This window comes from Rathayibacter sp. VKM Ac-2760 (assembly GCF_009834185.1).
Taxonomy (GTDB): domain Bacteria; phylum Actinomycetota; class Actinomycetes; order Actinomycetales; family Microbacteriaceae; genus Rathayibacter.
On the sequence record NZ_CP047173.1, the window covers coordinates 1,049,605 to 1,072,251 of the forward strand.

Sequence of the window (22,647 nt, forward strand, 5' to 3'; positions counted from 1 at the left end):
GTCGGGCGTCACCAGAGTTCAGAGTCGCACTCGAAAGGGCGTCCATGTCCGGCTTCTTCCAGTGGCTGGCGAGCATCCCCCCGCTCGCGCAGATCCCCCTCATCCTCCTGGTGTTCGCGGCGGTCGTCGCGCTCATCCTCTTCTTCGTCGAGATCGCTCCTCGCCGCGGCACCGGCTACACGGTCCTCCGCCTCGCGGTCGCCGTCGTGCTGCCGGTCGTCCTCCTCCTCGCGTTCGGCCTGTACAACTCCGTCATGTGGGTCGCGGTCGTCGCAGCGGTCCTCGGTGGCATCCTCTTCCTGCTCGACTTCCGGTCCCGCAAAGGCGCGGGCTACGGACTGCAGCTGGTCGCGTTCATGGCCCCGGCCGCGTTCTTCATCCTGATCGGCCTGATCTACCCGACGATCACGACGGCCTTCAACGCCTTCATGAAGAACGACGGCTCCGGATTCGCGGGCCTCGACAACTTCGTCTGGGTCTTCACCAGCCCCGACGGCGTGACCGCCTTCCTCAACACCGTGGTCTGGGTGCTCCTCGCCCCGATCACCGCCACCGCGATCGGCCTCGCCTACGCGGTCTTCATCGACAAGAGCCGCGGCGAGAAGTTCTTCAAGCTGCTGGTCTTCATGCCGATGGCGATCTCGTTCGTCGGCGCGTCGATCATCTTCAAGTTCTTCTACGACACCCGTCAGGGCGAGCAGATCGGTGTCCTCAACGGCATCCTGACTGCCTTCGGCGGCAGCCCGGTCGACTGGCTGGGCCTGGAGCCGTGGAACACGCTGTTCCTGGTCGTCGTGCTGATCTGGACGCAGGCCGGCTTCGCGATGACGGTCCTCTCGGCCGCCCTCAAGGGCGTCCCGGCGGAGCAGCTCGAGGCGGCGTCGCTGGACGGCACCAACGCCTGGCAGTCGTTCTGGAACGTCCAGGTCCCCGGCATCCGCTCCTCGATCGTGGTCGTGCTGACCACGATCTCGATCGCGTCGCTGAAGGTCTTCGACATCGTCTCGGCGATGACCGGCGGCCGCTCCGACACCACCGTCCTCGCCTTCGAGATGGTCCGCCAGTTCCAGCTCGGCGCCCGCAGCGGCTACAGCGCGGCCCTCGCGGTCATCCTGTTCCTGCTCGTGCTCCCGATCGTCGTCTACAACGCCCGCCAGCTCGCCAAGCAGAGGGAGATCCGATGAGCGTCACGCCCACTCCGATCCAGGTTCCGGTCGACCGCAGCACCGAGCGTGCGCTCGCCCGCGGCGAGTCGAAGATCGAGGCGGCCAGCGGCAAGGTCCGCAAGGCGACCACCTCGCGCGGAGCGACCCTCGCGGCGGCGATCATCGCGGCGATCTGGACCATCCCGACCCTCGGGCTGTTCATCTCCTCGTTCCGCCCCGCGAACGACATCAAGACGACCGGCTGGTGGACGATCTTCGCCAACCCCGGCTTCACCCTCGACAACTACGCGAACGCGCTCAACTCGGGCGACAGCCTGACGCTGGGCAAGGCGTTCGTGAACTCGCTGGTCATCACGCTGCCGGCGGCGCTGATCCCGATCACGATCGCCAGCCTCGCGGCCTACGCGTTCGCGTGGATCGACTTCAAGGGCCGCAACACGCTCTTCGTGCTCGTGTTCTCGCTCCAGATCGTGCCGATCCAGATGGCCCTCGTGCCGCTGCTGCAGCTGTTCTCGGACGGCCTGCGCATCGGCAACCTCTACATCCTCCCCGGGCTCGGGGTGAACGGGTTGGACGGCTCGTACGCGAAGGTGTGGATCGCGCACACGATCTTCGCGCTCCCGCTGGCGATCTTCATGCTGCACAACTTCATCTCGGAGATCCCCGGCGAGGTCATCGAGGCGGCCCGCGTGGACGGAGCCGGCCACGGCCAGATCTTCTTCCGCATCGTGCTGCCGCTGTCGGTCCCGGCGATCGCCTCGTTCGGCATCTTCCAGTTCCTCTGGGTCTGGAACGACCTGCTGGTCGCGACGGTCTTCACCTCCGGGCAGGGCTTGCCCATCACGAAGGCGCTTCAGGACCTCTCCGGGTCCTACGGACAGTCGTGGGAGCTGCTCACGGCCGGCGCGTTCATCTCGATCATCGTCCCGCTGATCGTGTTCTTCGCCCTCCAGCGCTTCTTCGTCCGCGGCCTGCTGGCGGGCGCGACCAAGGGCTGACGCTCGCACCGGAGGCCCGGATCCTGCTCACGCAGGGCCCGGGCCTTCTGTCGTTCCCGGGGTCTCGATACGCCGCCTTTGGCGGCTACTCGACCAGCATGAGTCGGCAGTCGGACCAGCGTTCGGCCGGGACGCACGCCTTCCATGCTGGTCGAGTAGCCCGCATCGCGGGCGTATCGAGACCCGGTGAGCGGAGTCCGCGGAACGCGGCCCGTCAGGGTCGGCAGGGTGGCCGCCGAGTGCCCGCCGCTGAGCACATCTTCGCCGTGGGCGGAAGCCGCGGGCGGTGTCGGCGGCCGGGGTTATGGTCGAGCGATGAGCAGGATGGGTGACGTCGCGAGCGGCGGCGGGATGCGCGCCGGCGCGGTGCGCGGGAAGATCTCCAGCAGCGACCCCGACGCTCAGCGGCGGAAGAACTCTGACGCTCCGAAGATCGAGCACCTCTTCTCGCGGATCGCCTCGCTCTTCCGCGCTCACCGCACCAAGCTGATGCTCACCGTCGCTCTCGTGCTCGTCGGCGCCGCGCTCACCGTCGTGCCGCCGCTGCTCACCCAGCTCGCCTTCGACCGCGGCCTCTTCCCGGAGTCGGGCCGCCCGGACTTCCCCGTCCTGCTCGAGCTCGTCGGCGTGATGGTGCTGATCTGGGTGGTCTCCGCGGTGCTCGGCGTCTGGCAGACCTTCCTCACCGCGACCGTCGGCAACAGCGTGATGGGCGAGCTGCGCATCCGGCTGTTCCGCCATCTCCAGGCGATGGAGCTCGGCTTCTTCACCCGCACCCGCACCGGCGTCATCCAGTCGCGCCTCGCGAACGACGTCGGTGGCGTGGCCAGCGTGCTGACCAACACGGTGTCGAGCGTGCTCGGCAACACCGTGACCGTGATCGCGGCGGTCGTCGCGATGCTCCTGCTCTCCTGGCAGATGACGATCGTCGCCGTGGTGCTCACTCCGGTGCTCGTCATCGCCCAGCGCCGCGTCGGTCAGGTCCGAGCGCGGATCGCGACGAAGACGCAGGAGTCGCTGTCCGAGATGACGGCGATCACGCAGGAGACGCTGAGCGTCTCGGGGATCCTGCTCGCGAAGAGCTTCGGCCGCCAGGAGTCGGAGGTGACGCGCTACGCCGACGAGAACGGCCGGCAGATCGACCTCCAGGTGCGCCAGCAGATGTCCGGGCAGTGGTTCTTCGCGACCGTGCAGATCTTCCTCTCGGTGATCCCCGTGGTCGTCTACCTCGTCGCCGCCTGGCTGATCCTCGGCGGGACGACCGTGACGGCCGGCACCGTCGTCGCCTTCACCACCGTGCAGGCGCGGCTGATGTGGCCGCTGCTGGGCCTCATGCGCGTCGCGCTCGACCTGCAGACCGCCGGCGCCCTCTTCGCCCGCATCTTCGAGTACCTCGACCTGCGGCCCGCGATCGCCGACCGCGCGAGCGCCCGCGACGTCGACGGCGAGCTCGGCCGCGTCGAGCTGGACGACGTGGTCTTCCGCTACCCCGACCAGACCGACGACGTCCGGCCGACCCTCGACCGCGTCTCGGTCTCGATCGCGCCGGGCGAGTTCGTCGCCTTCGTCGGTCCCTCCGGTGCGGGCAAGACGACCATCTCGTACCTCGTCCCGCGGCTCTACGACGTCAGCGAGGGCTCGGTCCGCTTCGCCGGCACGGACGTGCGGGAGCTGCGGCAGGAGTCGCTCGTCTCGCACATCGGCATCGTCAGCCAGGAGACCTACCTCTTCCACGCGACGATCGCCGACAACCTCCGCTACGCCCGCCCGGACGCGACGCAGGAGGAGCTGGAGGCGGCGGCCCGGTCCGCGAACATCCACGACACGATCGCGTCGTTCCCCGACGGCTACGACACCCTCGTCGGCGAGCGCGGCTACCGGCTGTCCGGCGGCGAGAAGCAGCGCCTCGCGATCGCGCGCGTGCTGCTGAAGGACCCGGCGGTGCTCATCCTCGACGAGGCGACGAGCGCCCTCGACACCGTCTCGGAGCGGATCGTGCAGACCGCCCTCGACGACGCCGCCCGCGGCCGCACCACCATCGCGATCGCGCACCGGCTCTCGACCGTCGTCTCGGCCGACGTCATCCACGTCGTCGACGCCGGCCGCATCGTCGAGTCCGGCACCCACCTCGAGCTGCTCGAGCGCCGCGGCCTCTACGCCGCCCTCTACGCCCAGCAGGTCGAGACGGCCCTCAGCTCCTGAGGACCGCGGTCACGACTCGCAGGCGACACCGTCGCCGTCGCGGTCGAGCTTGCGGCTGTATCCGGCGTCTCCCGTGCTGATCGGCGCGGCTCCTGCTGCTCGGACGGCGTCGCAGTTCGCGTAGTACGTCGAGGTCGCCGGGGCGGCGGCGGCCGGTGCTGCCGGAGCGACCTCGGCCACCGCGACGGGTGCCGCAGCGCTGCTCGCTGCGGCCGTCTCGAGCTCGGTGATGCGCGCATCTCGTGCGGCGAGGGTCGTCGCCGACGACGACGCGTCCGCCGTCAGCGAGTCGATCCTCGCTTGGAGCGCCGCAGCGGAGGCCTCTGCGGCGGACAGCGCGCCCTCGGCCGTCGAGCGAGCGGTCTCGGCTGCGGAAGCGGCCTCCGCCTGCGCGTCGAACGTCTCCTGCGCCTGCGCCAGCTCGGACTGCGCTGCCTCGAGCTGCTGCTGCACCTCGGCCGTCCCGGTCGCGCCGGCGCCCGTCCCCGTCACGGAGCCGAGCACGAGGGTCGCGGCCGACGTCGAGACGAGAACCCAGAGGGGCACCGTGCGGCGCTTCTTCGTCGTCCCGCGCTGCGCAGCGGGAAGGGGCGGCGGCCAGCCGGCCGCGTCGTTGCGTGAAGTCGTGTCGTGCATGGTGCCCTCTCGTGATCGGTGAGCAGTCCGATCGCAGATCACCGCCGACAGCTAACCGTCATCTGAGGGCCAACGCAAGCTTCTCGATCGACGGGATCCGGCCGGCGCGGGTCAGGCACAGTCGACGATGAAGCGCATCAGCGTGGTCGCGTCGTCCGTCTCGAACACCTCGTCGAGGGCGCGGTTGAATTCGAGGCGGCGGCTGTAGGGGATGAGGACCCGCAGCGGCGTCGACCGTCTCAGCGCTGAGACGCCGGTCGGCTCCGTCTCAGCCGTGAGACGGCCCGAGAGAGGGGATCGCCCGGTCGCTGCGTGGGGTGATGGTGCAGAACATCAGCTGAGACGGCCTCTCATCGCTGATGGCGGATGAGCACGGTTCTGCGCTGATGTTCTGCACGGAGCGCGGCGGTCAGGCGGCCGGACGGTCCTCGAGCATCTGCTCCATCAGCGAGATCTCGGCCTCCTGGGCCTTCACGACGGAGGAGGCGAAGTCGGTGGCCACCGTGGCGCGGCTGCGGGCGAGGAGCGCCTCGGCCATGTCGATGGCGCCGCGGTGGTGGGCGATCATCAGCTCGAGGAACCTGCGGTCGAAGTCGCGGCCGCTGAGCGTGCTCAGCTCGGTGATCTGCTCGGGCGTCGCGAGCCCGGGCATGCTGGCGGGGACGACGTCCTCCTCGGTGGACATGCCCATGGCGGAGTGCTCGTCGGCGGCGCCGGCCAGGGTCGGCCGGCCCATCCACGTCATCGACGGCTCGGGCGCGGCCTGCGGCAGGCCCCAGGAGTTCAGCCAGCCGAAGAGCTGACCGGCTTGCTGCTGCTGGGTGAGCAGGATGTCCTTCGAGACGGTGAGGACCTCGTCGTCGGCGCTGCGGTCGCGGGCGATCATCGCCAGCTCGGCGCCTTGGAGGTGGTGCACCTGCATGTCGCGGGCGAAGCCGGCCTCCGCGCTCGTCGTCGACGGGGTGGCCGAGGAGGAGAACGGGGCGAGGGCGCCGAAGAGGTAGCCGCCCGCCGCGCCCAGCAGGAGGGCGACGACGGCGACGGCCGCGACGAGGAGGCGGCCCTTACTGCTTGCCGGGCGCATCGATGCCTCCGGTGCACGGGGCACCGGGCTCGGGTGCGGTCGACGCCTGCCAGAAGCGCTCGATGAACGCGTCGATCCGCGGGTCCTCGGGGGAGTCGATCGCGACCTGGGCGTCCCACGCGCTGAGCACGATGGGGGAGTCGAGGCCCTCGTAGGGCGAGACGACGGCGTAGGTGTCGGGCATCGCGGCGATCAGGGCGTCGACCTCGCTCTGCGGGAGGGAGGGGTCGTAGGTCGCCCAGACGGCGCCGTGCTCGAGGTCGTGCACGGCGTTCTCGTTCGGGACGGGCTCGTTGTAGACGCCGCAGTTCATCCAGACGGCGTTGTGCGGGCCGCCCGCCGGGGGAGTCTGCGCGTAGTCGACGGCGCCGGCGACGTGGGTCGCGTCGTTCTCGAAGGTCTGCAGACCGTCGATCTGGCGGGCCTCGACGATCTGCTGGTTGCCGAGGACGGTGACCGCGACGATGCCGCCGATCGCGACGACGGCGAGGGCCGAGAGCGACCAGATCCAGATCCGGCCGCTGCGCTTGCGCTTGGCCTGCTCGCGCTTGTAGGCCTCGACCTTGTCCTGGCGGGCGCGGTTCTTGGCGGACATCGTGTCTTTGGGCACGGTGGCGTCTCTCGTTCTGATCGCGGGGTGGCGCGCCGGGGAGGGCGCAGGCGCCTGAGAGGCGCTCTCAGAGGATAACGAGCGAGGCTCCGGATCGGATCAATGCGGGGTGGGAGTGCTGGCGGTGGGCGGGTCTCCATACGCCCTGCGGGCTACTCGACCAGCATGTTCGTGCGCCCGCCCTTGCATGGAGATCGAGCCGCACTCGCAGAGGGCGTCGCTTCATGCGGATCGAGTAGCCCTCGCGGAGGGCGTATCGAGACCCCCCGGGGTCAGCCGGTGAAGGTGAGCCAGAGGAGCAGGCCGTTGAGGACGATCAGGAAGGCGGCGGCGAGGATCGCGCCGAGGGTGGTGAACCAGCGGTTCGCCTGGTCGCCCATCAGGGCGCGGTCGCGGGTGAGGGCGACGAGCGGGATGAGCGCGAACGGGATGCCGAAGGACAGCACGACCTGGCTCAGCACGAGCGCGCGGGTGGGGTCGAAGCCGATTCCGAGCACGATCAGCGCCGGGATCAGCGTGACGAGGCGGCGGGCGACGAGCGGCACCCGCAGGTTCAGCAGCCCGTGCATGATCTCCGCGCCCGCGTAGGCGCCGACCGAGGTCGAGGCCAGTCCGGAGGCGAGCAGGCCGACCGCGAAGAGCGTCGCGACGACCGGGCCGAGGGCCGCGCCGATCGCGGCGTGCGCGCCCTCGAGGCTGTCGGTGCCGGCGACGCCGGAGAGCGAGTGCGCGGCGAGCAGGAGGATCGCGAGGTTCACGGTGCCCGCGATCGCGAGCGCAACGGTGACGTCGATCCGGGTGGCCGTGAGGATCCTCCGGCGCGCGGTCACCCCGTCGACGCGGCCGAAGCGGTCACGGGCGAGGGCCGAGTGCGCGTAGATCGCGTGCGGCATGACGGTCGCGCCGAGGATGGAGGCCGCGAGCAGCACCGACTCCGACCCGTCGAAGCGGGGCAGGAGCCCCGCGGCCGCCGCGCCCGCGTCCGGCGGATCGACGACCACGCCCACGGTGAAGCCGACCGCGATGACGACCATCAGCGCCGTGATGACGCGCTCGAAGGGCTGCGCTCCGCCGCGGGTCTGGATGACCAGGAGCACCAGAGAGACGGCCCCGGTGACGAGCCCGCCCGCGAGCAGCGGCAGTCCGAACAGCAGATTCAGCGCGATCGCCCCGCCGATCACCTCGGCGAGATCGGTGGCGATCGCGACCGTCTCGGCCTGCAGCCAGTACGCGCGCCGGCCCCAGCGGCCGCGGAGCCGCTCGCCGAGCAGCTCGGGCAGACTCTTGCCGGTCATCAGGCCGAGCTTGGCCGAGAGGTACTGGATCAGCCAGGCCATCAGGTTGCCGAGGACGACGACCCAGACGAGCAGATAGCCGAAGCGGGCACCCGCCGTCATATTGCTGGCGACGTTGCCCGGATCGAGGTAGGCGACTCCGGCGACCATCGCGGGGCCGAGCAGCCGGAGCAGGCGTGCATCGGCCGGACCCCGCGTCGTGGCGGTGATCGGAGGGGTCATTGCAGGTGTTGTCCGTTCCGGTCGTCGGTGACGCGAGGACCCCCACGATAGGGCACTCCCCCCTCCCGGAGCCACGCCCGGGAGTGCCGTGCACGAGCCGCTTCCGGGGGCGCCGACGGCTCCCGTCATCCGCCGATCCGCGGTTGCTACGCTTTCCGCATGACCCTCGATCGAGCCCTTCCCGCACGCCCGGACACCGGGATGGCGTACGCCGATTCGGTGCTCGACCTGATCGGCGACACCCCGCTGGTGAAGCTCGGGCCGGTCGCCTCCGGCGTGCAGGCCACGATCCTGGTCAAGGTGGAGTACCTCAATCCCGGCGGCTCGTCGAAGGACCGCATCGCGACCCGCATCATCGACGCGGCCGAGCGCGAGGGACTCCTGAAGCCCGGCGGCACCATCGTCGAGCCGACCAGCGGCAACACCGGCATCGGCCTCGCCCTCGTCGCGCAGCAGCGCGGCTACCGCTGCGTGTTCGTCCTGCCGGACAAGGTCGGCGAGGACAAGCGGAACGTGCTCACGGCCTACGGTGCCGAGATCGTCGTCACGCCGACGGCCGTCGCTCCCGAGGACCCCGACTCCTACTACTCCGTCTCCGACCGCCTCGCGCGCGAGATCCCCGGCGCCTTCAAGCCCAACCAGTACGCGAACCTCAACGGGCCGCTCAGCCACTACGAGACCACCGGCCCCGAGATCTGGCGCGACACCGCCGGCAAGCTCACCCACTTCGTGGCGGGCGTCGGCACCGGCGGCACCATCAGCGGCGTCGGCCGCTACCTCAAGGAGGTGTCGGAGGGCCGCGTGCAGATCGTCGGCGCCGACCCCGAGGGCTCGGTCTACTCCGGCGGCGGCGGGCGCCCCTATCTGACCGAGGGCGTCGGCGAGGACTTCTGGCCCAGCGCCTACGACCCGAGCGTGGTCGACCGGATCATCGCCTCGAGCGATGCGGAGTCGTTCGCGATGACCCGCCGCCTCGCCCGCGAGGAGGGGCTGCTCGTCGGCGGCTCGAGCGGGCTCGCCGTGTCGGTGGCGCTCAAGGCCGCGGCCGAGCTCGGACCGGACGACGTGGTCGTCGTGCTGCTGCCGGACGGCGGGCGCGGCTACCTCGGCAAGATCTTCAACGACCGCTGGATGCGCTCCTACGGCTTCCTCGAGCACCGCGAGGAGGGGACCGTCCGCGACGTCCTCTCGGCCCGCGCCGCGAATCCGACCACGGGCGACCTGCCGGACCTCGTGCACGTCCACCCGAGCGACACGGTCCGCGACGCGATCGAGATCATGACCACCTACGGCGTCTCGCAGCTGCCCGTCCTCACCGCCGAGCCGCCCGTGGTGATGGGCGAGGTCGTCGGCGCGGTGGACGAGCGCGAGCTGCTCGACCGCGTGTTCAGCGGTGCGACCTCGATGACCGACCCGATCGGCGCCTCCGCCGGCGAGGCGCTCCGGCTGATCGGCCTCGGCGAGAGCATCTCGGCCGCTCGCACCGCACTGACCGAGGCGAACGCGCTGCTGGTCACCGACGGGGGCAAGCCCGTCGCCGTGATCACCCGACAGGACCTTTTGTCCTTCGCCACGGCCTGAGCGCCGCCCCCTCTTCCCCCACCCCCTCTACTCGGAAAGCTCGCGATCATGCCCAAGAAGCAGCACTTCGACACCCGCGCCATCCACGCCGGCCAGGAGTTCGACCCGACCACCGGCGCGGTCGTCCCGCCCGTCTACATGACCTCGACGTTCGTCCAGGACGGCATCGGCGGCTTCCGCGGCGGCTACGAGTACGCCCGCTCGGCGAACCCGACCCGCGACTCGCTGCAGGAGCTGATCGCCTCGCTCGAGGGCGCGGACGTCGCCTACTCGTTCGCCTCCGGTCTCGCCGCCGAGGACACGCTGCTCCGCGCGGCGCTCGCTCCCGGCGACCACATCGTGCTCGGCAACGACGCGTACGGCGGCAGCCACCGGCTGATCGACCGGGTGCACGCGGCCTGGGGCATCAGCAACACCGCGGTCGACATGTCGAACCTGCGCGAGGTGCAGAACGCGATCCACCCCGGCGAGACGAAGATGCTCTGGGTGGAGACGCCGTCGAACCCGCTGATGACCATCAGCGACATCGCGGAGCTGGCCGATCTGGCTCACGCGCACGACCTGATCGTCGTCGTCGACAACACCTTCGCCTCCTCGGCCCTGCAGCAGCCGCTCGCCCTCGGTGCGGACGTGGTGGTGCACTCGACGACGAAGTACCTCGGCGGGCACTCGGACGTGGTCGGCGGCGCGCTCGCGCTGCGCTCCGGCCCGCTCGCGGAGAAGGTCGCCTTCCTCCAGTTCGCGGTCGGCGCGATCTCGAGCCCGATGGACGCCTGGCTGACGGTGCGCGGCATCAAGACCCTCGCGATCCGGATGGAGCGGCACTCCTCGAACGCGCAGAAGGTCGCCGAGTTCCTCGACGGGCACTCCGCCGTGACGGCGGTCCACTACCCGGGGCTGCCGTCGCACCCTGGGCACGAGCTGGCGAAGCGCCAGATGTCCGGCTTCGGCGGCATGCTCTCGGTCGAGCTCGCGACGCCGCGGGCCGCGCGGAAGTTCGCGGAGTCGACGCAGCTGTTCCAGCTGGCGGAGTCGCTGGGCGGCGTCGAGTCGCTGATCGGCTACCCGAGCGAGATGACGCACGCGTCGGTCAAGGGCACGCCGCTCGAGGTGTCGGAGTCGCTCGTGCGGCTCTCGGTCGGCATCGAGGACGCGAGCGACCTGATCGCGGACCTCGCGGCGGCGCTGCCGAAGAAGTAGGGGCGGGCCGGGGGCGGGTCTGCGGCGGTTCTGCAGGGTCGGGCTCGCTGTCGGCTCCGCGGGTCGCTGTCGGCTCTGCGGGTCACCTTCGGCTCGTGAATTCGGGTTCGGCTCGTGGGATCCGGCTGTTTCAGCGAGCCGGGGGTGTTCCTGCGTGCCGAGGGCGCGGGCCGGAGCTGCTCGGTCACCTCCGGCTCGTGGATTCCGGTAGGGCTCGTGGGATGCGGCTGATTCCGCGAGCCCGGGGGGCTTCTGCGAGCCGGAGGTGCGACGGGAGTGGTTCGGCCGGCTTCGGCTCGTGGATTCCGGTTCGGCTCGTCGGATCCGGCTGATTCCGCGTGCCGGGGGTGTTTCTGCGTGCCGGAGGTGCGAGATGGAGCTGTTCGGTCGCCTCCGGCTCGTAGATTCCGGTTCGGCTCGTCGAATCCGGCTGATCCCGCGAGCCCGGAGTGATTCTGCGAGCCGGAGGTGCGACGGTAGTGGTCCGGCCGGCTTCGGCTCGTGGATTCGGGTTCGGCTCGCGGGATCCGGCTGATTCCGCGAGCCGGAGGTGATTCCGCGAGCCGCAGGTGATTCCGCGAGCCGGAGGTGTCCGGACGCTGTCCTGATCCGTCCGGTCCGTGGCGGTTCTTCGTGTGTCGGTCAGATCCTGCCACTGGCACCATCGGAGCCATGACCTCGTCCGCCCGCCGCCTCGTCGATCTCAGCCACACCGTCTCGGACGGCCTCGTGACCTACCCGGGACTGCCGGCCCCGCGGATCCGTCCGCACCTGACTCGCGAGGCGTCGCGCGCGGCGTACGCGCCCGGCACCGAGTTCGCGCTCGACGTCATCGAGATGATCGGCAACACCGGCACCTACCTCGACAGCCCGTTCCACCGCTACGAGGGCGGCACCGACCTGTCCGGGCTCGCCCTCGAGTCCCTCGTCGATCTCCCGGCCGTCGTGGTCGACGTCCGCGGATCGGGCGAGCGCGGGATCGCTCGGGCGGCGCTCGACGGTCTCGACGTCGCCGGAGCCGCGGTGCTGCTCTCGACCGGCTGGGACGCGCACTTCGCCACGCCCGGGTACGCGAGCGGCGCGCCCTTCCTCACCGCGGCCGGGGCGGAGGCGCTGATCGCCGGCGGCGCGGTGCTCGTCGGCATCGACTCGCTCAACATCGACGACGTCGAGGGCGGCGGCGAGCGGCCGGCCCACAGCCTCCTCCTCGCCGCGGGAGTGCACGTCGTGGAGCACCTCCGCGGGCTCGAGCAGCTGCCCGCCACGGGCGCCCGCTTCACCGCCGTGCCGCCGAAGGTGAGCGGCTTCGGCACCTTCCCGGTGCGGGCCTACGCCGTCGTCGGTGGCCGCTGAGACCACCGGCCGCCCAGGTGGGCCTGGCTATCCTGGGGCGATGCATGCCGCCATCGCCGCGCTCGGCCGCCGCCTCCGGCCCCGCACGCGCCTCGCCGCGCTGGGGGCCCGGGTCCACCCGCGGACCGCCTGCTCCGCTCGCGCGGGCCGCCCGATCGGCCCCGCTCCGCCTCCGCGAGCGCCGGGCCGCGGCCGTCGCCGCCCGCCCGATCGACCACCCGCGATCGCTCGCGTTCCGCCGCGAGCTCGCCGGCCTCGACCTCGCCAACCGCTTCTCCCGCCGCCCGGTCGTCGACCCGGCCGGCGAGGTCGTCGTCACGATGACGACCCACGGCGAGCGGATCCAGCGCGTCCACGTCGCGATCGAGTCGATCGCCCGCGGTGCCGTCCGCCCGGCGCGCCTCGTGCTCTGGCTCGACGATCCGGCACTGTTCGCCGCGCTGCCGACGAGCCTCGAGCGCCTGCGCCGCCGCGGCCTCGAGATCCGCCTCGTCGACGGCTGGCGCGTGCACACCAAGTACTACCCGCACCTGCTCTCGGGGCGAGCGGCGGAGCGCGACCTGGTCACCTCCGACGACGACATCGTCTACCCGCGCACCTGGCTCCGCGGCCTGCTCGACGCCCGCTCGCGCTATCCGCGCGAGACGGTGCTCTGCTACCGCGCGCACCGGGTGCTCGTCGCCGACGGCGCCGTGGCGCCGTACACGAGCTGGCCGCCCGTCGCGGACACCCGGGCGGGCCACGACGTCTTCGGCACCTCGGTCTCGGGCCAGCTCTTCCCGAGCGAGCTGATGGTCGCGATCGCCGAGCACGGCGACGCCTTCCGCGAGGTCGCGCCCGACGCCGACGACATCTGGCTGCACGTGCGCGCGGTCGACGCGGGCTACCGGGTCGCGCAGATCGAGCCGACGGCCGAGCTCTTCCCGTTCGTCCCGCGGACGCAGCAGAGCGGCCTCTACCTCGTCAACTACTGGGACGGCGGCAACGACCGCCAGGTCGGCGCCAGCTACACCCCCGAGGTGACCGCCCGCATCGCCGCGGACGCCGACCGACAGGGAGGGCGCGCATGAGACTCCTCTTCCTCAGCAACCTCTACCCTCCGCAGGTGCTCGGCGGCTACGAGATGACCTGCGCCCGCGTCGCCGAGGCGATGGCCGCCCGCGGCCACGACGTGCGGGTGCTGACCACGCCGACCTATCTGCCGCCGGAGCCCACGAGCGTCGAGGTCCATCGCACCCTCAGCCTGCGCACCTACTTCCCGCTGCCGCAGACCGGCGGCGAGATCGCCCAGCTGATGCACCACGAGAGCGCGGTGTCGCGGTTCGAGAACACCCGCATCCTGCTGGAGGAGCTGCGCGACTTCGCGCCGACGCACGTCGTCGCCTTCAACCTGCTCGGTCTCGGCGGGCTCGCGCTGGTCGATCTGCTGCGGCGCGTCGACGCGGGCTGGATGTGGAACCTCGGCGACCGCACACCCAACGCGCTCGTCGACGGGCTGCCGGACCGGGTGCTGTCGGTCTACGGAGCCGATCGGCCGGGCCACTTCGACCGCGGCGAGATCGTCGCGGTCAGCCGCTCGCTGGTCGAGTCGATCGAGGCGGGCGGGATCGACCTCGGCGAGGTCGAGGTGATCGGCCGCGGCGTCGAGGTGCCGGTCGACGACGGACCGCGCGGCTACCGCGAGGGCGGCATCACCCGGTTCACCTTCGCGGCGTCACTCGGCGAGCACAAGGGCGTCGACCTCGTGCTCGACGCAGCCGCGGAGCTCGCCGAGCGGACCCGCGACTTCCGCGTCGACCTCTACGGCGACGGCGACGTGGACGGCTACCGCGCCCGGGCCTCGGCGGCCGGCCTCGACGGGATCGTGACCTTCCACGGCGCACGTCCCCGCGAGGAGGTGCTCGCCGCGCACGGCCGCGCCGACGCCTTCCTCTTCCCCACCTGGGCGGGCGAGCCCTTCGGCGTCGCACCCGTGGAGGCCGCGGCGGCCGGCTGCGTGCCGATCGTGACGGCCTCGAGCGGGGTCGCCGAGTTCCTCGTCGGCGGCGTCGACTGCCTCAAGATCGTCCGCTCGGTGCCCGCGCTGCTCGCGGCGATGAGCGACGTCGTGACGGGCGCGATCGATCTCGAGGCGTACGGCCGGCGCGGCAGGATCGCCGCCCGGGGACCGCTCTCCTTCGCGCACTCGGTCGAGCTGCTCGAGGCGTCGCTGGAGCGCCGCTCGCGGCCCGGCCTCGCCGAGCGCGCCGCCGACGTGAGCATCGAGGCCGAGATCATGGACAAGGACCACCGCGCGATGGACGTGCTCCACCGCCGCTTCTCCGGACGGGACGACGAATGACCGACGACCACGACTTCAGGGCGGACCCCGCCTCCGCGCCCACCCGCTTCGGCCGGGGCGGCAAGGCTCTGCGCGAGGCGGTGCACCGGATGGTCGCGCCGTACTTCGAGCAGGCGCGGCTGCGCACCGAAGAGGTGCGCGAGGAGGTCGCGGGCGTCCGCGGCGAGCTCGCGGGGCTCCGGGACGAGCTCGCGGCGGTGCGCGCGGAGACGGCGGCGCTGCGCGAGGAGACGGCCGGGCTGCGCTCGGCGCTGGAAGAGGCGTCCGCCGCGTCCGCCGAGTTCCGCCGCGAGACGGAGGAGTCGCTGGCCGTCACACCGCCGCTGCTCACCGCGGGCGAGTCGCGCGCGGCCGACCTCGAGGAGCGCGTGCGCGGCGCCGAGCTCGAGCTGCGCGCGCTGACCCGCCGCCTCGCGGAGACGCTCGACGCCGCCGACTGAGCCTGCGAGCCTCAGGTATCGGCGTCGCGGAGGCGGCCGGCCGGCTCGACGACCTCCAGGCCGCCTTCCGCGAGACCGTCGTCGCGGCCGCCGTCGGCCCGGTCACCGCCGCCCCGCTCGTCGAGGCGCAGATCCTGCCGATCGTCCCCGACCGCTTCCGGATGGGCGCGCTCATCCGCCTCACCTGCGAGCACCTCGAGCAGTCCGCCCCCCGCATCGACACCGACTACGGCCCCCTTGAGCTGCGCGGCCGGCACGCGGTGCTCGCGGGCACCCGCGTCGCCCTCACCCCCGTCGCCCTCGCCCTCTTCCGCACCTTCGTCGCCGCCGAGGGCGCCACCGTCGCCCGCACCGTCCTCGCCGCCGCCGCCCCCCTCGACGACCACGCCGTCGATGTCGCCATCAGCCGCCTCCGCCAGGCCCTGCCCGAGCCGCGCCTCGTCGCCACTGTGATCAAGCGCGGCTTCCGCCTGTCCACCCCTCTTCAGGCCCGCGCGCCTCCGCACGGCGATCCGCGGCGTTGTCGTCGGGCGCGATACCGCCGGTATCGCTTCCTCCTCCGCCTTGCGGCTCGCCGCGCGGAGACCCGCGGGCGGTTCGTCCGAGCACGGCCGGCCATTCGGCACTTTCTGCTGGAATGCGGGGAGTGAAGCAGCAGAAAGTGGCGAACGGATCACGGGTCGGGGCGCCAGCCCGCGTCGAGGAGGCGGGCGCGGACGCGGGCGGCGCAGACGGCGGGGTCGCGCAGGAACGAGGCCGCGGCGACGCGGACGATCGAGAAGCCGGCGGCCGCGAGGCGCTCGTAGCGGATCAGGTCGCGGTCCCACTGGACCCGATCCGTGCGGTGCTGGTCGCCCTCGTACTCGCCGCCGACCTTCCAGCGCGGGTAGAGCGTGTCCACCCGGCCGATGAAGCCGGCCGCGTCGTGGACCGCCACCTGCAGCTCCGGCTCGGGCAGGCCCGCCTCGAGGAGCGCCAGCCGGAACTCCGTCTCCTTCCGCGACTCCGCACCTGAGCGGACGAGGGTGAGCGCCCGCCTGGCCGCGGGAGCTCCCGGTCCGCGGTAGGCGGCGACGCGAGCCTCGAGGGCGCCGCGGGCGATCCACGGCCGGCGATCTCCCACGACCTGGCGGAACGGCTCGCGGACGAGTGCGTCGCCGACCGCCACCAGGTCCTCGAGCCGGAGGATCGGCGCGAGGTGGCAGAACAGGGTCGCGCCGTCGGTCAACCGGAGCCCGTGCCGAATCACGGCGCGCACCTCCGGATCCGCGATCGCGTGGCCGACCACGCCGCGTCTGCGCGGCGCGCGCCCGGGGTGGCGGACCGCCACGTGCACCGGCTCGTCGGCCGACTCGAGGGGGAGCTCGAGCGGCCAGAGTCGGGCCGCGGTGAGGTGGCTGAAGACGATCCGGTCTCCGAGCACGGTCGAGAGCGCCCGCGCCCGAGCCGCGACGGTCGTCGCTGATCCTCGCGGCACGCGCACCCCCGAGAAGGGAGCCTCGAGGTCCGCTGCCCTCAGCCGCCCGCCCGATACCCCTTCCGTCCCGGCTCGAGCGGTCGAGAACGGCCGTCCCTCGAGCTCTCGGGGGAGAGGGGTGGGTCGACGCATCGCAGCAGAGTGCCCGGTCACCGACCCTCTCCGCTCGAGTTCTCCACAGGAGGGCGTCCGGGCGCACCGCTGCCAGACTGGAGCGCATGAGCAGCGCAGCCCGCAGAGTGATCATCGCGCCCGACTCCTTCAAGGGGTCGGCGACCGCCGTCGAGGTCGCGGAGGCGCTCGCCGCGGGCTGGCGCGGCGTCCGGCCGGGCGACGACGTGGTGCTGGCGCCGATGGCCGACGGCGGCGAGGGCACGGTCGACGCGTTCGCGGTCGCGGTGCCGGAGGCGCAGCGCCACACGCTCACGGTGGTCGGCCCCGACGACCGCCCGGTCGAGACGTCCTGGCTGCTGCTGCCCGACGGAAGCGCGGTCGTCGAGCTCGCCTCCGCGAGCGGAATCACGCTGCTCGACCCGCTGCGACCGCTCACCGCGCACACCCGCGGCTTCGGCCGGGCGATCGCCGCCGCGCTCGACGCCGGCGCGCAGGCGCTCCTGCTCGCGATCGGCGGCAGCTCCTCGACCGACGGCGGTGTCGGCGCGCTGCGCGAGCTCGGCGCGCGCTTCCTCACCGTGTCCGGCCACGACCTCGGCGACGGCGGCGGAGCGCTGCACGAGCTCGCCGTCGTCGACCGGCATGCGCTGCGCCCCGTCCCCGCCGGCGGCGCGCGCATCCTCAGCGATGTCACCAACCCGCTGCTCGGCGACTCCGGCGCCGCCCACGTCTTCGGACCGCAGAAGGGCGCGACCCTCGACGACGTGCTGCGCCTCGACGACGGCCTGCGCCACCTCGCCGCGCACCTCGACGCGGACCCGGAGGAGGCGGGCACCGGTGCGGCGGGCGGCACCGGCTTCGGCCTGCTCGCCTGGGGCGCGCGCCTGGCCCCAGCGGCCGCGGTCGGCAGGCGCTCCGGACTCCCTGCGCGTCGCCGGCGCCGGACGTCGTCACTCACCGGCGAGGGGCGCTTCGACGCAGTCGATGGCGGGCAAGGTCCCCCTCCCTACCTGCTCGGGCTCGCAGGCGGTGGCGCCCGCGCGCTGCTCGTCGCCGGCGCGATCCAGGCGCCGACCACCGCGTTCGCCGCGGCGGCCGCACTCGCTCACCGGGCCGGCCGGCTCCGCGGCGGCGGCCATCGCCGACCCGCTGCCGCACCTGCGCGCCGTCGCGGCGGAGCTCGCGCGCGCCTCCTGAGCGGCGCCTCCCGGACCGCCGGCGGGTCTGTCGCACGCCCTCGGAGGACCCTCCCGCGACCCCGCGGATGTCGGTGGTCGGGCCTAGCGTCGACGTATGGCCCCGGCAGCGCGACGACCCCCACATGTAGTGGTCGACCCGTGCCCGCGCACCCGCCCATCGGGCATGCCGACACGCCGGGGAGCGTTGTACCCAGGGAACCCGTTCCCACTCTCCACAGCGGTGGATAACTCCGCGCGATCCGCGTCCTTCCGCGGGTCCGCGGGCCCCGCCCTGTGGATGGACCGGGGGAGGACCGGTGGATAACTACACGGATGTAACTACTACTCCTAGTGGGCTGCCGCCGAGCCGCCCACTATATGTAGTATTGCTGAGCAGGTCGGGCCGAGAGCCCCACCGGCACCCCGCACGGTCTCCCCGCGATCACCGCGCGCCCCGCGCCACCCCACATCAGAACTCCCACGACCGCCTCCCCGCCCGCCCGGACCACCGGCGCGGCAGTCGGATCCGGCCCCGGGACACCTCCTTCCGAAAGGACGACACCCATGGCTGTGACCGTCTACACCAAGCCCTCCTGCGTGCAGTGCACCGCGACCTACCGGGCCCTCGACAGCAAGGGCATCGACTACGAGATCTTCGACCTCTCCGTCGACGAGAAGGCCCTCGACGCCGTCAAGGCGCTCGGCTACCTCCAGGCGCCGGTCGTCATCACGGACGACGATCACTGGTCCGGCTTCCGCCCCGACAAGATCTCGGCGCTCTGAGGCGTCTGATCGGCCATCTGCGGCGTTGTCGTCAGTCGCCGTAGCGCCGCTACGACTCCTTCCTCCGCCTTGCAGCTGACCGATCAGCCGCCCCAGAGAGGGTGCTGGTCGGGGCGGGTGGCAGGACCAAGGCTTCGCCGGTCCGGGTGCGCAGGTTCTGCCCCGGGCCGGCGGAGGATCCGCGGGAGCGGGTCCGAAGACGCCCACGAGGGCGAACGATCGAAGGACTGCGGGGGAGGCGGGCGATGAGCGGACTCGTGTACTTCTCGAGCAGCTCGGGCAACACGCACCGCTTCATGCAGAAGCTCGGGCGGCCCGCGCAGCAGATCCCGCTGCACTCCCGCCGGGACGGCGCCGCGGTCGACACGCTCCACGTCGACGAGCCGTACGTGCTCGTGCTCCCCACCTACGGCGGGGGCAACGGCGGGGGAGCGGTGCCCAAGCAGGTCATCCGCTTCCTGAACGTCCCGCGCAACCGCGCCCTGCTCCGCGGCGTCATCGGCGCCGGCAACACCAACTTCGGCGAGGCCTACTGCCTCGCCGGCGACATCATCGCCCGCAAGTGCGAGGTGCCGCACCTCTATCGATTCGAAGTATTCGGAACCCCTGACGACGTCCGCGCCGTCGACGAAGGATTGGACACGTTTTGGACGCAGCAGTGATCGACGCCCCCCGGGACGCCGCGCAGATGGACTACCACTCGCTCAACGCGATGCTCAACCTCTACGGCGCGGACGGGGAGATCCAGTTCGACAAGGACCGCGAGGCGGCGCGCGAGTACTTCCTGCAGCACGTCAACCAGAACACCGTCTTCTTCCACTCCCTCAAGGAGCGCCTCGACTACCTGGTCGAGAAGGAGTACTACGAGAAGGCCGTCCTCGACCAGTACTCGTTCGACTTCATCCAGGAGCTGAACGACCTCGCCTACTCGAAGAAGTTCCGCTTCGCGACCTTCCTCGGCGCCTTCAAGTACTACACGTCGTACACGCTGAAGACCTTCGACGGGAAGCGCTACCTCGAGCGCTTCGAGGACCGCGTCGTCATGTCCGCCCTCGGCCTCGCCCAGGGCGACGAGAAGCTCGCCACCGCCCTCGTCGAGGAGATCGTCGCCGGCCGCTTCCAGCCCGCGACCCCCACCTTCCTCAACACCGGCAAGGCGCAGCGCGGCGAGCTCGTCTCCTGCTTCCTCCTGCGCATCGAGGACAACATGGAGTCGATCGCCCGCGGCATCAACTCCGCGCTGCAGCTCTCCAAGCGCGGCGGCGGCGTCGCCCTCTCGCTCTCCAACATCCGCGAGGCCGGCGCCCCGATCAAGCAGATCGAGAACCAGTCCTCGGGCATCATCCCCGTGATGAAGCTCCTCGAGGACAGCTTCAGCTACGCGAACCAGCTCGGCGCCCGCCAGGGTGCGGGAGCGGTGTACCTCTCGGCGCACCACCCGGACATCCTGCGCTTCCTCGACACCAAGCGCGAGAACGCGGACGAGAAGATCCGCATCAAGACGCTCTCCCTCGGAGTCGTCGTGCCCGACATCACGTTCGAGCTCGCGAAGAACAACGAGGACATGTACCTCTTCTCCCCGTACGACGTCGAGCGCGTCTACGGCCTGCCCTTCGGCGACATCTCGATCTCCGAGAAGTACCGCGAGATGGTCGACGACCCGCGCATCAAGAAGACCAAGATCTCGGCGCGCGAGTTCTTCCAGACCATCGCGGAGATCCAGTTCGAGTCGGGCTACCCCTACATCGTGTTCGAGGACACGGTGAACAAGGCGAACCCGATCAAGGGCCGCATCAACATGTCCAACCTGTGCTCCGAGATCCTCCAGGTCAACACCCCGACCACGTACAACGAGGACCTCTCCTACAACAGCATCGGCAAGGACATCTCCTGCAACCTCGGCTCGCTGAACATCGCGCTGACGATGGACTCGCCCGACTTCGGCCGCACCATCGAGACCGCGATCCGCGGCCTCACCTCGGTCTCCGACCAGTCGCACATCACCTCGGTGCGCTCGATCGAGGACGGCAACGACCGCTCGCACGCCATCGGCCTCGGCCAGATGAACCTGCACGGCTACCTCGCCCGCGAGCGGATCCACTACGGATCCGAGGAGGGCATCGACTTCACCAACATCTACTTCTACTCGGTGCTCTTCCACGCCCTGCGCGCCTCCAACAGCATCTCCATCGAGCGCGGTACCACCTTCGACGGCTTCGCCGACTCGAAGTACGCCTCGGGCGAGTTCTTCGACACCTACACCGAGAAGGAGTGGACGCCCGCCACCGAGCGCGTCTCCCGCCTCTTCTCCGAGGCCGGCATCGCCGTCCCCACCCAGGACGACTGGCGCGCGCTCAAGGCCTCGGTCATGGAGCACGGCATCTACAACCAGAACCTGCAGGCCGTCCCGCCGACCGGCTCGATCTCGTACATCAACAACTCGACGTCCTCGATCCACCCGATCGCGTCGAAGATCGAGATCCGCAAGGAGGGCAAGCTCGGCCGCGTCTACTACCCGGCGCCGTTCATGACGAACGACAATCTGGAGTACTACCAGGACGCCTACGAGATCGGCTACGAGAAGATCATCGACACCTACGCCGCGGCGACGCAGCACGTCGACCAGGGCCTCTCGCTCACGCTGTTCTTCAAGGACACCGCGACCACCCGCGACATCAACCGCGCGCAGATCTACGCCTGGCGCAAGGGCATCAAGACCATCTACTACATCCGTCTCCGCCAGCTCGCGCTGGAGGGCACGGAGGTCGACGGCTGCGTCAGCTGCATGCTGTAGCGTCGCCCGTCGATCCCCGGATCCGCCTCACCGACTCGCATCACCGACCCGCACGAAGAAGAGATCATGACTCCCCCTGAGAAGCTCAAGCTGGTCAGCCACGTCGACGCCATCAACTGGAACCGCATCCAGGACGATAAGGACGTGGAGGTCTGGAACCGCCTCACGAGCAACTTCTGGCTGCCAGAGAAGGTCCCGCTGTCCAACGACATCCAGTCGTGGAACACGCTGACCCACGACGAGCAGCAGCTCACGATGCGCGTCTTCACGGGCCTGACCCTGCTCGACACCATCCAGGGCACGGTCGGTGCCGTCTCGCTGATCCCCGATGCGCTCACCCCGCACGAGGAGGCCGTCTACACGAACATCGCGTTCATGGAGTCGGTGCACGCGAAGTCGTACTCCTCGGTGTTCTCGACCCTGTCGAACACCCAGGACATCGACGAGGCGTTCCGCTGGTCGGTCGAGAACCCGAACCTGCAGAAGAAGGCGTCCATCGTCATGGACTACTACCGCGGCGACGACCCGCTGAAGCGGAAGGTCGCCTCCACACTGCTGGAGTCGTTCCTCTTCTACTCGGGGTTCTACCTGCCGATGTACTGGTCCTCGCGCGCCAAGCTCACCAACACCGCGGACCTGGTGCGCCTGATCATCCGCGACGAGGCCGTGCACGGCTACTACATCGGCTACAAGTTCCAGAAGGGACTCGAGCTGGTCGACCAGGCCAAGCGCGACGAGATCAAGGACTACACGTTCTCGCTGCTCTACGAGCTCTACGACAACGAGGCGCAGTACACCCAGGACCTCTACGACCAGCTCGGCCTGACCGAGGACGTCAAGAAGTTCCTGCACTACAACGCCAACAAGGCCCTGATGAACCTCGGCTACGAGCCGATGTTCCCCAAGCAGGTCACCGATGTGAACCCCGCGATCCTGTCGGCCCTCTCGCCCAACGCGGACGAGAACCACGACTTCTTCTCGGGCTCCGGCTCCTCCTACGTGATCGGCAAGGCCGTGAACACCGAGGACGAGGACTGGGACTTCTAGGCGTCGACACCCGCGTCCCGGCCTCCACGGCGAACGGCTCCTCCCCTCCGGGTGAGGAGCCGTTCCTCGTCTCCGGGGAAACGGAGCGGGCCCGAGACGCCCGCGGGCGTCCCGTCATGCTGGTCG

General features: G+C 70.9%; 20 protein-coding genes. 14 read left to right on the forward strand and 6 right to left on the reverse strand.

Annotated features, from left to right (window positions below):
* Positions 1-44: 44 nt before the first annotated feature.
* From GSU72_RS04760 to GSU72_RS04770, 3 genes are all read left to right on the forward strand, one after another.
* Positions 45-1,184, forward strand: coding sequence for a sugar ABC transporter permease (locus GSU72_RS04760; RefSeq protein ID WP_159984037.1), 1,140 nt, complete (start codon positions 45-47; stop codon positions 1,182-1,184).
* A complete protein-coding gene (locus GSU72_RS04765; RefSeq protein WP_123447787.1) occupies positions 1,181-2,164 on the forward strand; it encodes a carbohydrate ABC transporter permease in 984 nt (327 codons plus the stop codon). The genes GSU72_RS04760 and GSU72_RS04765 overlap by 4 nt, the downstream gene beginning before the upstream one ends.
* A gap of 324 nt (positions 2,165-2,488) precedes the next feature.
* Positions 2,489-4,366, forward strand: coding sequence for an ABC transporter ATP-binding protein (locus tag GSU72_RS04770; protein WP_159986644.1), 1,878 nt, complete (start codon positions 2,489-2,491; stop codon positions 4,364-4,366).
* A 9-nt stretch (positions 4,367-4,375) separates the two neighbouring features.
* On the opposite strand, the gene GSU72_RS04775 is transcribed toward GSU72_RS04770, so the two are convergent.
* From GSU72_RS04775 to GSU72_RS04790, 4 genes are all read right to left on the reverse strand, one after another.
* The gene (locus GSU72_RS04775) at positions 4,376-5,002 is read right to left on the reverse strand and encodes an excalibur calcium-binding domain-containing protein (RefSeq protein WP_208545150.1); all 627 of its coding nucleotides are present in this window, start codon (positions 5,000-5,002) and stop codon (positions 4,376-4,378) included.
* 409 nt (positions 5,003-5,411) lie between these two features.
* Positions 5,412-6,086 carry a DUF305 domain-containing protein gene (locus tag GSU72_RS04780; RefSeq protein ID WP_159984038.1) on the reverse strand — a complete coding sequence of 225 codons (675 nt, stop codon included), beginning with the start codon at positions 6,084-6,086 and terminating at the stop codon, positions 5,412-5,414.
* Complete coding sequence (locus GSU72_RS04785; protein WP_244255974.1) at positions 6,067-6,696, reverse strand: DUF3105 domain-containing protein; 630 nt, start codon at positions 6,694-6,696, stop codon at positions 6,067-6,069. The genes GSU72_RS04780 and GSU72_RS04785 overlap by 20 nt, the downstream gene beginning before the upstream one ends.
* Positions 6,697-6,968: 272 nt before the next feature.
* Positions 6,969-8,213, reverse strand: coding sequence for an Nramp family divalent metal transporter (locus GSU72_RS04790; RefSeq protein ID WP_159984039.1), 1,245 nt, complete (start codon positions 8,211-8,213; stop codon positions 6,969-6,971).
* Positions 8,214-8,414: 201 nt separating this feature from the next.
* Here GSU72_RS04790 and GSU72_RS04795 point away from each other — a divergent pair, with 201 nt between their 5' ends.
* The 6 genes from GSU72_RS04795 to GSU72_RS04820 all read left to right on the forward strand — a co-directional run bounded on the left by GSU72_RS04795 (position 8,415) and on the right by GSU72_RS04820 (position 15,128).
* A complete protein-coding gene (locus GSU72_RS04795; protein WP_159986647.1) occupies positions 8,415-9,794 on the forward strand; it encodes a cystathionine beta-synthase in 1,380 nt (459 codons plus the stop codon).
* Positions 9,795-9,842: 48 nt separating this feature from the next.
* On the forward strand, positions 9,843-10,994 hold the full coding sequence (locus GSU72_RS04800; RefSeq protein WP_159984040.1) for a cystathionine gamma-synthase: 1,152 nt from the start codon (positions 9,843-9,845) through the stop codon (positions 10,992-10,994).
* 672 nt (positions 10,995-11,666) lie between these two features.
* Positions 11,667-12,347 carry a cyclase family protein gene (locus GSU72_RS04805; protein ID WP_159984041.1) on the forward strand — a complete coding sequence of 227 codons (681 nt, stop codon included), beginning with the start codon at positions 11,667-11,669 and terminating at the stop codon, positions 12,345-12,347.
* Positions 12,348-12,391: 44 nt separating this feature from the next.
* Positions 12,392-13,417: a glycosyltransferase gene (locus GSU72_RS04810; RefSeq protein ID WP_159984042.1), complete on the forward strand. Its 1,026-nt coding sequence runs from the start codon at positions 12,392-12,394 to the stop codon at positions 13,415-13,417.
* A complete protein-coding gene (locus GSU72_RS04815) occupies positions 13,414-14,688 on the forward strand; it encodes a glycosyltransferase family 4 protein (protein WP_159984043.1) in 1,275 nt (424 codons plus the stop codon). Before GSU72_RS04810 ends, GSU72_RS04815 begins: the two co-directional genes overlap by 4 nt.
* Positions 14,685-15,128, forward strand: coding sequence for a hypothetical protein (locus tag GSU72_RS04820; RefSeq protein ID WP_159984044.1), 444 nt, complete (start codon positions 14,685-14,687; stop codon positions 15,126-15,128). Before GSU72_RS04815 ends, GSU72_RS04820 begins: the two co-directional genes overlap by 4 nt.
* 11 nt (positions 15,129-15,139) lie before the next feature.
* On the opposite strand, the gene GSU72_RS21455 is transcribed toward GSU72_RS04820, so the two are convergent.
* Positions 15,140-15,805: a hypothetical protein gene (locus tag GSU72_RS21455; protein WP_244255975.1), complete on the reverse strand. Its 666-nt coding sequence runs from the start codon at positions 15,803-15,805 to the stop codon at positions 15,140-15,142.
* Complete coding sequence (locus GSU72_RS04830; protein WP_208545151.1) at positions 15,802-16,605, reverse strand: hypothetical protein; 804 nt, start codon at positions 16,603-16,605, stop codon at positions 15,802-15,804. The genes GSU72_RS21455 and GSU72_RS04830 overlap by 4 nt, the downstream gene beginning before the upstream one ends.
* 218 nt (positions 16,606-16,823) lie before the next feature.
* Here GSU72_RS04830 and GSU72_RS04835 point away from each other — a divergent pair, with 218 nt between their 5' ends.
* The 5 genes from GSU72_RS04835 (at position 16,824) to nrdF (ending at position 22,521) form a co-directional block, all read left to right on the forward strand.
* Positions 16,824-18,146, forward strand: coding sequence for a glycerate kinase (locus GSU72_RS04835; protein ID WP_244255976.1), 1,323 nt, complete (start codon positions 16,824-16,826; stop codon positions 18,144-18,146).
* A 315-nt stretch (positions 18,147-18,461) separates the two neighbouring features.
* A complete protein-coding gene (gene nrdH / locus GSU72_RS04840) occupies positions 18,462-18,680 on the forward strand; it encodes a glutaredoxin-like protein NrdH (RefSeq protein WP_123447771.1) in 219 nt (72 codons plus the stop codon).
* A gap of 245 nt (positions 18,681-18,925) precedes the next feature.
* Positions 18,926-19,342 (forward strand): class Ib ribonucleoside-diphosphate reductase assembly flavoprotein NrdI, encoded by a 417-nt coding sequence (gene nrdI, locus GSU72_RS04845; protein ID WP_159984046.1) that lies wholly within the window; start codon positions 18,926-18,928, stop codon positions 19,340-19,342.
* Positions 19,343-19,368: 26 nt separating this feature from the next.
* Entirely contained in the window at positions 19,369-21,474 is a 2,106-nt protein-coding gene (gene nrdE, locus GSU72_RS04850) for a class 1b ribonucleoside-diphosphate reductase subunit alpha (RefSeq protein WP_159986649.1), read from the forward strand.
* A 66-nt stretch (positions 21,475-21,540) separates the two neighbouring features.
* Positions 21,541-22,521 (forward strand): class 1b ribonucleoside-diphosphate reductase subunit beta, encoded by a 981-nt coding sequence (gene nrdF / locus GSU72_RS04855; RefSeq protein ID WP_123447769.1) that lies wholly within the window; start codon positions 21,541-21,543, stop codon positions 22,519-22,521.
* Positions 22,522-22,647 lie beyond the last annotated feature (126 nt).